The 13,486-nt window shown below is 64.1% G+C and carries 12 protein-coding genes; 6 read left to right on the top strand and 6 right to left on the bottom strand.

Going from position 1 to position 13,486, the window contains the following annotated elements; genetic code table 11:
* Positions 1–101 precede the first annotated feature (101 nt).
* Together maiA and YU9_RS0116355 are read left to right on the top strand one after the other, a co-directional pair.
* Positions 102–734 (top strand): maleylacetoacetate isomerase, encoded by a 633-nt coding sequence (gene maiA, locus YU9_RS0116360; protein ID WP_027573825.1) that lies wholly within the window; start codon positions 102–104, stop codon positions 732–734.
* Positions 724–1,236: a MarR family winged helix-turn-helix transcriptional regulator gene (locus YU9_RS0116355; RefSeq protein ID WP_027573824.1), complete on the top strand. Its 513-nt coding sequence runs from the start codon at positions 724–726 to the stop codon at positions 1,234–1,236. The genes maiA and YU9_RS0116355 overlap by 11 nt, the downstream gene beginning before the upstream one ends.
* A 154-nt stretch (positions 1,237–1,390) precedes the next feature.
* On the opposite strand, the gene YU9_RS0116350 is transcribed toward YU9_RS0116355, so the two are convergent.
* The 5 genes from YU9_RS0116350 to YU9_RS0116330 form a co-directional block, all read right to left on the bottom strand.
* A complete protein-coding gene (locus tag YU9_RS0116350) occupies positions 1,391–3,004 on the bottom strand; it encodes a benzoate-CoA ligase family protein (RefSeq protein WP_027573823.1) in 1,614 nt (537 codons plus the stop codon).
* On the bottom strand, positions 3,001–4,140 hold the full coding sequence (locus tag YU9_RS0116345; protein WP_027573822.1) for an FAD-dependent monooxygenase: 1,140 nt from the start codon (positions 4,138–4,140) through the stop codon (positions 3,001–3,003). The genes YU9_RS0116350 and YU9_RS0116345 overlap by 4 nt, the downstream gene beginning before the upstream one ends.
* A gap of 191 nt (positions 4,141–4,331) precedes the next feature.
* A complete protein-coding gene (locus tag YU9_RS0116340; protein ID WP_027573821.1) occupies positions 4,332–4,547 on the bottom strand; it encodes a hypothetical protein in 216 nt (71 codons plus the stop codon).
* Between the two features lie 135 nt (positions 4,548–4,682).
* Complete coding sequence (locus tag YU9_RS0116335) at positions 4,683–5,522, bottom strand: cysteine rich repeat-containing protein (RefSeq protein ID WP_027573820.1); 840 nt, start codon at positions 5,520–5,522, stop codon at positions 4,683–4,685.
* 167 nt (positions 5,523–5,689) lie between these two features.
* Positions 5,690–6,691, bottom strand: coding sequence for an NADP-dependent oxidoreductase (locus YU9_RS0116330; RefSeq protein ID WP_027573819.1), 1,002 nt, complete (start codon positions 6,689–6,691; stop codon positions 5,690–5,692).
* Between the two features lie 211 nt (positions 6,692–6,902).
* Here YU9_RS0116330 and YU9_RS0116325 point away from each other — a divergent pair, with 211 nt between their 5' ends.
* Positions 6,903–8,201 carry a dicarboxylate/amino acid:cation symporter gene (locus YU9_RS0116325; protein ID WP_027573818.1) on the top strand — a complete coding sequence of 433 codons (1,299 nt, stop codon included), beginning with the start codon at positions 6,903–6,905 and terminating at the stop codon, positions 8,199–8,201.
* A gap of 9 nt (positions 8,202–8,210) precedes the next feature.
* Positions 8,211–9,143: an amino acid ABC transporter substrate-binding protein gene (locus YU9_RS0116320; protein WP_027573817.1), complete on the top strand. Its 933-nt coding sequence runs from the start codon at positions 8,211–8,213 to the stop codon at positions 9,141–9,143.
* A gap of 186 nt (positions 9,144–9,329) precedes the next feature.
* On the opposite strand, the gene YU9_RS0116315 is transcribed toward YU9_RS0116320, so the two are convergent.
* The gene (locus YU9_RS0116315; protein WP_027573816.1) at positions 9,330–10,127 is read right to left on the bottom strand and encodes a RimK family alpha-L-glutamate ligase; all 798 of its coding nucleotides are present in this window, start codon (positions 10,125–10,127) and stop codon (positions 9,330–9,332) included.
* Between the two features lie 373 nt (positions 10,128–10,500).
* Here YU9_RS0116315 and YU9_RS0116310 point away from each other — a divergent pair, with 373 nt between their 5' ends.
* Both YU9_RS0116310 and YU9_RS0116305 read left to right on the top strand, forming a co-directional pair.
* Positions 10,501–11,274, top strand: a complete 774-nt coding sequence (locus YU9_RS0116310; RefSeq protein ID WP_027573815.1) for a ferredoxin--NADP reductase — start codon at positions 10,501–10,503, stop codon at positions 11,272–11,274.
* 399 nt (positions 11,275–11,673) lie between these two features.
* Positions 11,674–13,371 carry an FMN-binding glutamate synthase family protein gene (locus YU9_RS0116305; RefSeq protein WP_198028248.1) on the top strand — a complete coding sequence of 566 codons (1,698 nt, stop codon included), beginning with the start codon at positions 11,674–11,676 and terminating at the stop codon, positions 13,369–13,371.
* Positions 13,372–13,486: the final 115 nt, after the last annotated feature.

Genomic DNA, 13,486 nt, shown 5'->3' with positions numbered 1-13,486 from the left:
TCGTCATTCCGGGGGCGGCTCGAACAGCCGAATCCGGAAATCTCGAGGTTCCAGGTTCTCGCTTCGCGAGCCCCGGAACGACAGAAAACCGGGAGGTCTCGATGAAGCTGCACGGCTATTTCCGCTCCAGCGCCGCCTATCGGGTGCGGATCGCGCTGAACCTGAAGGGGCTCGGCGCCGCGCATCTGCCGCATCATCTTCGCAAGGGCGAACAATGCGCGCCCGCTTATCTTGCCATCAACCCGCAGGGCCTGGTGCCGGCGCTGGAGGACGATGCTGGTGCAGTGCTGACCCAATCGGTCGCCATCATCGAATGGCTCGATGAGACGCACCCCAATCCGCCGCTGCTGCCGAAGGATGCGCTGCGGCGCGCCAAGGTGCGCGCGTTTGCGCTGGCGATCGCCTGCGACACGCATCCGGTGCAGAACCTGAAGGTGCTGGCGCGGCTGCGCGAGCTCGGCCTGCCCGAGGAGAAGGTCCAGGACTGGGCGGCGTGGGTCAATCGCGAGGGCCTGTCGGCTTGCGAGACGCTGATCAAGGACGAGCCGGGCCCGTTCTGCTTCGGCGATGCGCCGACGCTCGCCGATCTCTGCCTGGTGCCGCAGCTCGCCAACGCGCGCCGCTTCGGCGTGGATGTGTCGGCCTATCCGCGCCTGCTCAAGGCCGAGGCCGCGGCCAAGGCGCTGCCGGCGTTTGCCGATGCCGCACCGGAGAAGCAGCCCGATGCCGAGTAAGCCTGCCACTCCGATCACGATGGACGCGGTCTATACCGCGCCGGGCTATTTGTTCCGGCGCATGCAGCAGATCGCGGTCTCGATCTTCATGGAGGAGTGCAAGGCGTTCGATCTCACCCCGGTGCAATATGCCGCGCTGGTCGCGATCCATACCCATCCCGGTATCGACGCCACGCGGCTCTCGGCAGTGATCGCGTTCGATCGCTCCACGCTCGGCAGCGTGATCGAGCGGCTGCAAGCCAAGGACTATATCGAGCGCAAGCCGGCGCCCGAGGACAAGCGGATCAAGCTGCTGTATCTGACGAAGTCGGGCGCGGCGATCCTGCGCGAGATCATCCCCGCCGTCGAGCGCGCCCAGGCACGCATGCTGGAGCCGCTGAAGCCCGCAGACCGCAAGACCCTGATGGGGCTCTTGGCGCAATTGGTCGATCTCAACAACGAGGCCTCGCGCGTCCCGCTGCGGGCGGAGGATGCGCTGGAGCATCTGGGGAAGGCGGGGTGAGGAGAGGGATAGGGCGACGCTGTCGCCTTTTCTCCGCCGTCATTCCCCGCGAAAGCGGGGAATCCAGTACGCCGCGGCTTCTCGGCTCAATCACGACCGGCTCTGGAATACTGGATCGCCCGCCTTCGCGGGCGATGACAACGAGTTGGGGTTGCTACATCCGCAGCAACGCCTGCCGATCGATCTTCCCCGTGCCCGTCTTCGGCAGTTCGTCGATGAAGATCACTTCGCGCGGATATTTGTAGGGCAGCAGCTTGCCCTTCACATAATCCTGCAGCCTGCGCGTCGCTTCGCCCTGGTCCACCGCGCGATTGTTCATCACCACCACCGCCTTCAGCGTCATGCGCCGGTCCGGCAGCTCGGCGGCGAACACCGCGCATTCGCGGATGTCGGGGTGGTCGGCGAGACACAGCTCGACCTCGAGCGGATAGACCCACTGGCCGGAGATCTTGATGAGATCGTCGGCGCGGCCGCGGAAGAAGTGAAAGCCGTCGGCGTCACGCACGAAACGGTCGCCGGTATAAATCCAGCCACCCTCGCGAATGGTTTCGGCGGACTTGTCGGGCCGGTTCCAGTACAGCGGCGTGTTGGAATCGCCGCGCACCCACAAGATGCCTTCCTCGTTGTCGCCGACCTCGTTTCCATCCTTGTCGCGCAGCGCGACCTCGTAGCCGGGCACCCGCAAGCCCGCGGCACCTAACTTCTTCTGCTCGGGGCGGTTGGAGAGGTAGATGTGCAGCACCTCGGTCGAGCCGAGGCCTTCGACGATTTCGAGGCCGGTGAGCGTCTTCCAGCCGTTGAAGACCTCGGCCGAGAGCACCTCGGCCGCGGAGAGCGCCATCCGCAGCGACGAGAAATTCGTTCCGTCAGCGCCTTCGGCTTTTGTCAGCGATGTATAGAGCGTCGGCAGGCCGAAGAAGACCGTCGGCTTGTATTGCTCGATCGCCGCGAAGATCGACGCAGGCTTCGGCTGGCCCGGCAACAGCAGCGTCGCGGCGCCGGCCGAGAACGGGAAGGTGACGGAATTGCCGAAGCCGTAGGCGAAGAAGATTTTTGGTACCGAGAAGCAGATGTCATCGGGCGTCAGCTTCAGCACGTTCTGCGCAAAGGCGGCTTCGCTGTAGGCCATGTCGTGCTGCAGATGCACGATGCCCTTGGGCCGTCCGGTCGAGCCGGAGGAATACATCCAGAACGCCATTTCGTTGCGATGCGTCGGCGCTTCCGCCAGCTCGGTCGGGAACTGCGCGAGCCAGCTTGCCGCCGCGACCGAGCGCAGCGCCGCGTGATCGCCCGCCTCGCCATTGACGACGAGCAGCATCCGCAGCTCCGTGTCCTTGCAGGCCTCCGCATTGAACCGCGCGCAGAATTCGGACTCGACGACCGCGACAGCCGCGCCGGAATCGGCGAGATAGAATTGCAGGAGGTCCGGCGGCGTCAGCGTGTTAATCAGGAGCGGCACGAAGCCGGCGCGGACCGCGCCGAAGAACGCGGCCGGGTAGGCCGGCGTGTCGTCGAGGAACAAGAGCACGCGGTCGCCGCGCTTGAGGCCGAGCGAGGCGAAACCGTTGCCCCAGCGGCAGGCTTCGCCGCAGAGCTCGGCATAGGTTCGCGTGCCTGCCGGGCCGATGAGCGCGATCTTGTCATCGCGGCCTTTGTCGAGATTGTCGAACAGCACGCGGCTGGCATTGTAAATTTCAGGAACGGCAAAGCCGATCTCGCGCGCGCCCGGGCTGTCGGCCGGCACCTGGTCGTGAATCCCGTTGCTCATGGTGCATCTCCGCCGTTCTTGGCCGTCTCATAGCGGGCCATGAAGGCCGGCGACATCACGCGCAGCCGGGAATCGTCGATGCGGCCAGAGCGGGTGATATAGCTGTAGGCGAAGTCCATCAGGGGAAGCTTCATGTGCTCGGCGAAGTGTTCGTACCAGAACGCGCTCGTGCGCGCGGCATCGACGAGCTTCTGCACGATCGGCTTGCGCGCGGCCTGATAGCGGTGCAGCGCGGTCGCAAGATGCGCGTCCGACTCCAGCGCCTTGACCAGCGCGATGGCGTCCTCGATCGCGAGCCGCGTGCCCGAGCCGATCGAGAAATGTGCGGAATGCAGCGCATCGCCGATCAGCACCATGTTCTTGAACGACCAATGCTCGTTCCAGACCCAGGGGAAATTGCGCCAGACCGATTTGTTGGAGACGAGGCAATGACCGCCGAGCGTGTCGGCGAACACCTCCTCGCAAACACCCTTGGACTGCTCGACGTCCTTGTAGGCGAAACCATAGGCCTGCCAGGTGGCATGATCGCATTCGACCAGGAAGGTGCTCATGGTCGGCGAATAGCGGTAGTGATGGGCGTTGAAGGCGCCGCGGTCGGTCTTCACGAAGGTCTGCGACAGCGTGTCGAAGCGCTTTGACGTGCCGTACCAGACGAACTTGTTGGAGGAGTAGGATAGTGAGGTGCCGAAATCGCCCTCATAGGCCCGGCGCACCAGCGAATTCAGCCCGTCGGCGGCGACGATGAGATCGTGGCCATTGAGCTGGTCGATCGCCTGAATCTGCGTATCGAAGCGCGGCGTGACACCGGCATCGAGCGCGCGCTGCTGCAGGAACTTGAGCAGCTCGAGGCGCCCGATCGAGGAGAAGCCGACGCCGTCGATGGCGACGCTGTCGCCGTGCAGGTTCAGCGTGATGTTCTCCCAGCTCTCCATATGCGGAGCGATCGCATCGACCGTCTCGGGGTCATCGGCGCGCAGGAACTCAAGGGCCTGGTCGGAGAACACGACGCCAAAGCCCCAGGTCGCGTCGGCCGGGTTCTGTTCGAACAGGTCGACTTGATCCTCGGGATGACGCTTCTTCCAGAGATAGGCGAAGTAGAGCCCACCGGGCCCCCCGCCGATCACGGCGATCCGCAACGTCTGCCTCCCTAATTGACAGTATACTTACTATCTAGGGGTAGACTAATGTGCTCCAGCGCCCGGCGCCAGCGGAATTATCGGCAAGGCCGGCACGCCAAAGCTCGCCCCCGGGCACACGTTTTCCGAGTGTCCGAAGCCGTCAGGTGCGAATCATAGCGAAACCGGGCCGGATTGGCCACCCGGGCGCGTCAGACGCAGCGCTTCACATAGACCCCGTTCACCAGCACCCTGGTGCAACGAACCACGGGCACGGGCTTGCGGACCACGACGGCGGCGTTCGGACCGGCGCAGCCGGCGCGATAGACGCCGCGGGCGCACACCACCGCATTGGCATCGGTGGTCTCGATCGTCATGGTCGCGGCGAAGGCGAAGAGAGCAGAAGCAACGAGCAGCAATGAACGCATGTTGTCCTCCCGGTCTGGTCGTGATCGAAACGATCTCAAAAAAGGATCTGCGAAATCACGCGCCGGCGTGCGAACGTCCGGTCGCGCACGCCGCAATTCATGTCTGTGCTGCGGACGTACATAGTCCGCTTCGTCTTATCTCGCGACGAAAGGCGCGAGCACGTCCCTGCAAGCCGGCGAGAGCGATGCCGCCCGGTTGGAAATGCATTGTATGATCCGGCCGCCGCCGGGCGCCACACCGGCGCAGAGCGTGCGGATATCGGCGCCGCAAGCCGATCTGGCGATGAACAGCTCCTCGCGCGGGAGCAATGGCCGCAGCACGATCGTGGTCGGTGCCGCGGCGGGCGCAGTCGCGGGAGCCGCACCCGCAGGAGCCGCCGTAGCCGCTGTGCTGGATGCCGCGCCCAGCGCGCTTTGGCAGGAGGGTGAGACCCTTGCCTTGTTCTTCTCCAGGCATTCGAGCGCAGCCGCGCCGCCCGGCGTCACGCCGGCGCAGACTTTTGGATAGTCGGACCGGCAGGCGCTCTTGATGGCGGAGACCTGCGCGCTGCTCGGCTGCTTGGCGGGAGCAGCCTTTGCCGCCGCCGCTGGCGCCGCTGGCTTGGCAGGTTCAGCGGGCGGCGCGCCAGGCGCCGCCTGGGCCTTCGGTGCGGCGGGTGCCGCCGGCGCAGCTTCAGTCTTCGGCGCGGCGGGAGCGGCTTCAGCCTTCGGTGCCGCTGGCGGCTCGAGCGCGCGAACTGCAGTCTCGCATCTCGATGACAGGCTGGACATGTTCTTCTGCAGGCATTGAAACGCTTCCGTGCCGCCCGGCGTCACGCTCGAACAACGTGCCATGAAGTCCGACCGGCATGCGGAGCGGATAGCGCTCTTCTGGGCCTCGGTCGGTGTTTGCGCGACTGCCACTGTCGCAGTTGCGAACAGCGCTACCGCCAGCAACGCGCTGCGCGTGGAGCCATGCTTCAATGTCTCGAACATCGGTATGAGTTCCTGCCCTATAGGTGGAGCGCTCAAATGACCGTTCGGCGCTCTAAAAAATGATGCGATTGCAATCGTTGCGAGCCATGCGATGCATGGGCATCATTGGCCGCTTTGTCCGCTACCGCAAGCAGATTGTGGCCAAGGACGACGCAGCGACGGCAGCGCTAGAGCTTCACCATGCGCTTGCCGCGGTTCTCGCCCGCGAGCAATCCGATCAGTGCTTTCGGCGTATTCTCGAGGCCGTCGATGATGTCCTCCTGCACCTTCAGCTTGCCGGACTTGACCCAGGCCTGCAGGTCGGCGAGCGCGCGCTGACTCTCCTTCATGTAATCCATCACGATGAAGCCCTGCATGACGAGCCGCTTCACCACGATCAGGCCGGGCACGCCGCGCGGGCCGTGCGCGGCGGGTGCGCCGTCATATTGCGAGATCGCGCCACAGCAGGCGATGCGGCCGTAATTATTCATCTGCGGCAGGCAGGCTTCCAGAATGTCGCCGCCGACATTGTCGAAATAGACGTCGATGCCGCCAGGGGCGGCTGCGCGCAGCGCCTTGGACACCGCGCCGTCCTTGTAGTCCACGGCAGCATCGAAGCCGAGCTCGGAGATCAGCCATTTGCACTTATCAGTGCCGCCGGCGATGCCGATGACGCGACATCCCTTGATCTTCGCGATCTGTCCGACGATCGAGCCGACCGAGCCCGCAGCCGCGGAGACCACGACCGTTTCGCCCTCCCTGGGCTTGCCGATCTCCAGCAGGCCAAAGTAAGCGGTGAGGCCAGCGATGCCGAACACGCTGAGCAGATGGGTCATCGGCTCGAGCTTCGGCATCTTCGTCAGATGCTTCGCCGGCACCGCGGCATATTCCTGCCAGCCGGTGTCGCCGAACACGATGTCGCCGGGCGCAAGTCCCTCGGCCTTCGAGCTCACGACCTCGGCGATGGCGCCGCCGGCCATCACGCTGTTGGCCTCGACGGCCGAACGATAGGTGGCGCCGTGCATCCAGGCCCGGTTGGCAGCGTCGAGCGAGATGTATCGCACGCGCAGCAGGGCCTCGCCGTCCTTCGGCTCCGGTACCGTGCCATCCACCATCTTGAAATGCTCCGGGCCGAGCTTGCCGCTGGGCTTCTCCACCAAAAGAATCTGGCGATTGATGTGTCCACTCATGGCGTTCCCTCTTCGATTGTCTTGACGATTATTGATGCAGCCGCCGCAAACAAAACGTGCAGGCCGCATGTGTTGTGCGCTGCATGAAGGCTAGATCGCTGCGTTCCATTTCACAACGGGAACATCCTGAAAACGCGACCACACGCAAAGCGTGTTGCGTCGTCGCCGCATCTGCGACATCATGAAGCGCCGGCGTATGTGGGGGTAAGCGATGTCCAACAGGTTCACGCAATACATTCTGGCGGCGATGGTGCTCGGCATTGTCATGGGGTCGGCGATCTACAATTTCCTGCCCGACACGCGCGCCGACTGGGCGTCATCCATCAACCTGATCGCCATGATGTTCCTGCGCCTGATCAAGATGATCATCGCGCCCCTGGTGTTCGCGACTCTGGTCGGCGGCATCGCCCATATGGGCTCGGGCTCCAAGCTCGGCCGCATCTTTGCCAAGACCATGGGCTGGTTCGTCAGCGCGTCTTTCGTCTCGCTGCTGCTCGGCCTGATCATGGTCAATCTGCTGCAGCCCGGCGCCAACTTCCCCGGCACGCTGCCGGCGGCGGGCCAATCGACCGGCCTGCCGGTCTCGGCCTTCTCGATCGAGAAATTCCTGACCCATCTGATCCCGACCTCGATCGCGGACGCGATGGCGCAGAACGAGATCCTCCAGATCGTGATCTTCGCCGTCTTCTTCTCGGTGGCGATGGGTGCGATGCCGGAGCGGTCCAAATCGATTCTGGCGCTGATCGACGACGTCGGCCACATCATGCTGAAGGTGACGAGCTACGTGATGCTGTTCGCGCCGCTCGCAGTGTGGGCCGCGATCACCGCGACGGTGGCCAAGAACGGGCTTGCCGTGCTGTGGAAGCTCGTCGTGTTCATGGGCGGTTTCTATCTCTCGCTGGCGATCCTGTGGACCATCCTGGTCATCGTCGGCTTCATCGTGATCGGGCCGCGCTACAGCCATCTGTTGAAGCTGATCCGCGAGCCCCTGATGATCGCGTTCTCGACCGCGAGCTCGGAGGCGGCCTATCCGAAGACGCTGGAGGGGCTCAACCGCTTCGGTGCCTCGTCGCGGATCTCGAGCTTCGTGCTGCCGCTCGGCTATTCCTTCAACCTCGACGGCACGATGATGTACTGCACCTTCGCCAGCGTCTTCATCGCGCAGAGCTATCACATCGACATGCCGCTCGGCACCCAGCTCGCGATGCTGGCGACGCTGATGATCACGTCCAAGGGCGTCGCCGGCGTGCCGCGCGCCTCCCTCGTGGTGATCGCCTCGACGCTGGCGCAGTTCAACATCCCCGAGGCGGGCCTGCTCATGATCATGGGCATCGACACCTTCCTCGACATGGGCCGCAGCGCCACCAACGTGATCGGCAACACGCTTGCGACCTCGGTGGTGGCCAAATGGGAAGGCGAGCTCGGGCCCGAGCATGCGCTTGAACCGAGCGACGTCGTGCCTGAGGACATGGTCCCGGGCGAAGTGCCCGCGATGGCCGGCCATGGGTAGGAGCGAACCATGGGCCAGACACTGGCAAGGTCAGTGATCGGCGGCTTCCTGTGGGTCGCGGCAGCATCGTTGCTCGCGGCCACAGCGGTCGCCCAGACTGGCGGCAGCGAAGGGCTCAGCCCGACGCTGTCGGCCATCAAGACAGCGCACACCGTGCGGCTCGGCTATCGCGAGAGCTCGCCGCCGTTCTCCTTCCTCGATCAGTCGGGCCGCCCCATCGGGTATAGCCTCGAGCTCTGCGAGGCCATCGTCGAGGAGATCGGCGTCGAGGTCGATGATCCCAATCTCAGGATCGACTACGTCAAGGTCACCTCGGACGACCGCATCGACGCCGTGCTCCAGAACAAGATCGACCTGGAATGCGGCTCCACCACGGCCAATGCCGAGCGCGGCAAGCGAGTCGCATTCTCGCCGCTGATGTTCGTCGCCGGCACCAAGCTGATGGTGCCGAAGGGGGCGGCTGTTTCGGGCGTCGCAGATTTGAAGGGCAGGACCGTGGTGGTGACCAAGGGCACCACCAACGAGCAGGCGATGCACGCCGTCGACAAGAAGCTCTCGCTCGGCCTCAATATCGTCACCGCGCCGGATCACGAGCAGTCGTTCCGGATGGTGAACGACGGCAAGGCGGATGCGTTCGCGACCGACGACATCTTGCTCTACGGACTGATCGCGCGCCACAAGGCGCAGGAATATTTTCGCGTGGTCGGGGACTATCTGTCCTACGATCCCTACGGCATCATGTTCAGGAAAGGCGAGCCGCAGCTCGCCGCCGTGGTCGAGCGCGCCTTCCGCAAGCTCGGCTCCAACCGCGACCTCGTCCCGCTCTACAACAAATGGTTCACCGCAAGGCTGCCCACAGGCGAGCGCCTGAACGTGCCGATCTCGCTGCAGCTGGAGGAGGCCTTCAAGGCCATGGACGATTCCGCGGGCGCGAATAATTGACGCTCTTACCCTCCCCTGGAGGGGGAGGGTCGATCGCGCGCAGCGCGAGCGGGGTGGGGTGATCTCTCCACTCGGGCAGTGTGCAAGGTGGAGAGACCGTCACCCCACCCCGTCTCGCATCGCTAGCGCGCTGCGAGCCGACCCTCCCCCTCCAGGGGAGGGTGGGCACCTGTGTCGCGGCTGCTATCATCCCCCAAACACCCGGTCCAGCGCCGCGTCATACGCCGCCTGCACCAGCTCCGGATGCAGCTTGCCCAACGTCTCCATCATCACGCCCGAGTTGATCTCGAGTACGCGCCAGCCACCGTCAACGCGGACCACGTCGATCGACGCAAAAGCGATGCCGATGGCGTTTGCGGCATCGATCGCGAGCTTCACACAGGCCGCGCGAACCTCGCCGTCCTTCAGCAGCACCGGCTGTGCGCCGGCATCGAGATTGTGCCGCCAATCCGAGCCACGCTGCTTGCTGTAGACGACGAGGGGCTCGTCATCGAGCAGCACCACGCGGACCTCGTCCTCGATCGCGACATAGGGCGAGATCACGAGCCCTGCGCTCATCGAAAAAACTTCGCCGACCGCGTGATCGAGTTCCGCCTCTGTCGTCACCTTGAACACCGATCGCCCCGATGTCCCCTCGTTCGGCTTCACCACCACGCCTTGCGGATGGTCGTGAAGCAGTACGAGCATTGCCTCTCGCCAGTCGGCGCCAACAACATTCTTGCCTAGCCTCGGATTGAGGAAGAGCTGATGGGGAACGCAGGGCACGCCCGCCAGCGCCAGCGCCTCGGCGGTGGCCGATTTGTCGTTGGCGAGGCGGTGGGCGATGGCGCTGTTGAGGCCGATGTCGTAGCCGAAGGCAAAGTGGCGCCTCGGTCCCCGGCGCATCGCGATCAGCCAGCCACCGGAGCGGGCATCGACCGCGATACCGTGCTCGGCGCAATAGCGCCTGATCGCCTGAACGAAGATTCGCTCGCCGCTTACCATGGTGCTTCGTCGCTCCTGTCGCCAAAAGCCGCAAAAATGCGGGAATCGGCGCCAATCGGGATGAAAATCAGAACTATTCTTAATGAAATTCTCGCGAGGGCGACGGAAATTAAGTGCTCCAACCAGGCATCAGGGAGGAAAGAAATTGCCCTCCGCGCCTGCCCGGCAGCAGATTCATTAATGATCTGACCAGTTCTGCCGCAAATGCCGGTTTGACCGGCATCAATTGCATCCGAAACGAGGTTGATTATTGGTCTCAATGGCGTAGATCACACACGCGAAATCCTCCGCCATGGCAAATGGTGACCGCCCCGATTTCAGGGCGGGGCAACGCTTTTGCCCTAAAACCGCAGTATTCGGAATATCGAAAATCATGAGCGCGTTTTACCGAGAGAAGGTTCTTTCCGTCCACCACTGGACCGACACGCTGTTCAGCTTCCGTGCGACCCGCGATACCGGCTTCCGTTTCCAGAACGGCCAGTTCGCCATGATCGGCCTCGAGGTCGACGGCCGTCCGCTGCTGCGCGCCTACAGCATGGCCAGCGCAAACCATGAGGAACAGCTCGAGTTCTTCTCGATCAAGGTACAGGACGGCCCGCTGACCTCGCGCCTGCAGAAGATCAAGGAAGGCGATACCATCCTGGTCGGCCGCAAGGCGACCGGCACGCTGATCACCGACAATCTGCTTCCCGGCAGACGGCTGATGCTGCTCTCGACCGGCACCGGCCTTGCGCCCTTCGCCAGCCTGATCAAGGACCCCGAGGTCTATGACCAGTTCGACTCGATCGTGCTGGTGCATGGCTGCCGCCAGGTCTCCGAGCTCGCCTATGGCGAGAAGCTCGTCGCGACCCTGCAGGAGGATGAGCTGTTCGGCGAACTGCTCGCGGACAAGCTCGTCTATTATCCGACCGTGACCCGCGAGCCGTTCAGGAACCGCGGCCGCATCACCGACCTCATCAGCTCCGAGCAGATCTTCAACGACATCGGTCAAGGCCCGCTCGACATCGCAACCGACCGCATCATGATGTGCGGCAGCCCGGCGATGCTCGAAGAGCTGAAGGCGATGTTCGAGAGCCGCGACTTCGTCGAAGGAAGCGGCAACAAGCCCGGCCATTTCGTGATCGAGAAGGCCTTCGTCGAGCGGTAAGAGCCGTTCGCCGTCGTGCCGAACGGCTAGTCATCCCCTCACTCGTCGTCCCGGACAAGCGCGCCAAAGCGCGCGCCGATCCGGGACCCATACCCACAGGCCGTGGTTATGCGAGGACTCGGAGTGACAGCTTTCTCTCGCCACGAAATCCTGTGGTTGGGTCCCGCATCTGCGCTGACGCTTGCCCGTGACGACAGCTGAGCTTGTGGGATCCAGTGTGGCCACGCGCAGCCCATTAAGGGTGCGCCTCCCTCCAATCCCGTCCCTCTGCTGCACCGCAAAACCCGCCCATCGAGCTGATTGATTTGTCTCGGCCGAATTCGCTAGCCTGAAACAAGGGCCGCGTCATATCCGTATGACAGGCAAAGGCGTATCGTACCGCCTCGTGCTGGCGAGAGGATGGGAATCGTGGCCAACGACAACAAGACGCAGGAAGCTCCGAAACGCCTGCCGCTGGCGGAAGAGGGGACTTTGGAAACCCTGCTGCTGCCCTTCTCGCCGCGCTACATCGTGCTGACGATCTGCGCGGTGGTCACTGCGCTCCTGATCGGCATCGGAATCGTCGACCGCAAGATCTTCGACATCCTGCTGGTGCCGATCCTGATCTTCGGCGCGCTGACGCTGCTCGGCATCCGCGATCTCTTGCAGAAGAGCCACGCGGTGCTGCGCAACTACCCGATCTCCGCGCATATCCGCTTCCTGCTCGAAGAGATCCGGCCGGAGATGCGGCAGTATTTCTTCGAGAGCGAGAAGGACGGCATGCCGTTCTCGCGCGACACCCGCGCGGTGGTTTATCAGCGCGCCAAGATGGAGCTCGACAAGCGTCCGTTCGGCACCCAGGAGGACGTCTACCGCGAGGGTTACGAGTGGATGCACCACTCGGTCTCGCCGAAGACGCATGCCCAGGAAAAATTCCGCATCACCATCGGCGGCCCCGATTGCCAGAAGCCCTATTCGGCCTCGGTGTTCAACATCTCCGCAATGAGTTTTGGCGCGCTCAGCCCGAACGCGGTGCGGGCACTCAACGCCGGCGCCAAGAAGGGCGGCTTTGCGCATGACACCGGCGAGGGCGGCGTCAGTCCCTATCACCGCGAGATGGGCGGCGACATCATCTGGGAAATCGGCTCCGGCTATTTCGGCTGCCGTCACCTCGACGGCAGCTTCGACCCCGAGGCGTTCGCGCGCGTGGCCGGCGACGACCAGATCAAGATGGTCGAGCTCAAGATCAGCCAGGGCGCCAAGCCCGGCCATGGCGGCGTGCTGCCGGCGGCGAAGGTCTCGGAAGAGATCTCCAAGATCCGCGGTGTCGCGATGGGCGAGGATTGCATCTCGCCGGCCTCGCACCGCGCCTTCTCGACGCCGGTCGGCATGATGCAGTTCATCGCCGAGATGCGCCGCCTCTCCGGGGGCAAGCCGGCCGGCTTCAAGCTGTGCATCGGCCATCCCTGGGAATTCCTGGCGATCTGCAAGGCGATGCTTCAGACCGGCATCTATCCCGACTTCATCGTCGTCGACGGCAACGAGGGCGGCACCGGCGCGGCGCCGCTGGAGTTCATGGATCATCTGGGCATGCCGATGCGCGAGGGCGTCAATTTCGTTCACAACGCGCTGGTCGGCATCAATGCGCGCGACCGCATCAAGATCGGCGCCTCCGGCAAGATCGCCACCGCCTTCGACATGGCACGGGCGATGGCGATCGGCGCCGACTATTGCAACTCGGCGCGCGGCTTCATGTTCTCGCTCGGCTGCATCCAGTCGCTGAGCTGCCATACCGATCGCTGTCCGACCGGCGTGGCGACGCAGGATCCGACGCGCGCGCGCGCGCTCTACGTGCCGCTCAAGATCGACCGCGTGCACAACTATCACCACGCGACGCTGCATTCGCTGACCGAGCTGATCGCCGCGGCGGGCCTGGAACATCCGCAGCAGCTGCGCCCGATCCATTTCAGCCAACGGACCTCGACGACCCAGGTGAAGTCCTTTGCGCAGCTCTATCCGGCGCTGCGCCCAGGCGAGCTGCTCGAAGGCACGGAAGATCCGCGCTTCCGCGACGCCTGGAAGATGGCGCGCTCCGAGACGTTCCAGCCGGCGCTGTGAGATGCCGGCCGCGGGGCTATTCTCGCGCCAGAAATTCAGCTGTCGTCCCGGACAAGCGTAAGCGCCGATCCGGGACCCATACCGCGTGACCTATCGATTGCAGTTGGTGGCAGTA

This window comes from Bradyrhizobium sp. WSM1743, assembly GCF_000473065.1.
Classification (GTDB): Bacteria; Pseudomonadota; Alphaproteobacteria; order Rhizobiales; family Xanthobacteraceae; genus Bradyrhizobium.
The sequence above is the reverse complement of the archived record's forward strand: the minus strand, read 5'-3'. Positions and strand labels throughout refer to the sequence as shown.

Bases quoted from the DNA above. Each gene is read 5' to 3' on its own strand.
- maiA (WP_027573825.1), top strand. From the start codon at position 102: ATGAAGCTGCACGGCTATTTCCGCTCCAGCGCCGCCTATCGGGTGCGG.
- YU9_RS0116355 (WP_027573824.1), top strand. From the start codon at position 724: ATGCCGAGTAAGCCTGCCACTCCGATCACGATGGACGCGGTCTATACC.
- YU9_RS0116350 (WP_027573823.1), bottom strand. From the start codon at position 3,004: ATGAGCAACGGGATTCACGACCAGGTGCCGGCCGACAGCCCGGGCGCG.
- YU9_RS0116340 (WP_027573821.1), bottom strand. From the start codon at position 4,547: ATGCGTTCATTGCTGCTCGTTGCTTCTGCTCTCTTCGCCTTCGCCGCG.
- YU9_RS0116335 (WP_027573820.1), bottom strand. From the start codon at position 5,522: ATGTTCGAGACATTGAAGCATGGCTCCACGCGCAGCGCGTTGCTGGCG.
- YU9_RS0116330 (WP_027573819.1), bottom strand. From the start codon at position 6,691: ATGAGTGGACACATCAATCGCCAGATTCTTTTGGTGGAGAAGCCCAGC.
- YU9_RS0116325 (WP_027573818.1), top strand. From the start codon at position 6,903: ATGTCCAACAGGTTCACGCAATACATTCTGGCGGCGATGGTGCTCGGC.
- YU9_RS0116320 (WP_027573817.1), top strand. From the start codon at position 8,211: ATGGGCCAGACACTGGCAAGGTCAGTGATCGGCGGCTTCCTGTGGGTC.
- YU9_RS0116315 (WP_027573816.1), bottom strand. From the start codon at position 10,127: ATGGTAAGCGGCGAGCGAATCTTCGTTCAGGCGATCAGGCGCTATTGC.
- YU9_RS0116310 (WP_027573815.1), top strand. From the start codon at position 10,501: ATGAGCGCGTTTTACCGAGAGAAGGTTCTTTCCGTCCACCACTGGACC.
- YU9_RS0116305 (WP_198028248.1), top strand. From the start codon at position 11,674: ATGGGAATCGTGGCCAACGACAACAAGACGCAGGAAGCTCCGAAACGC.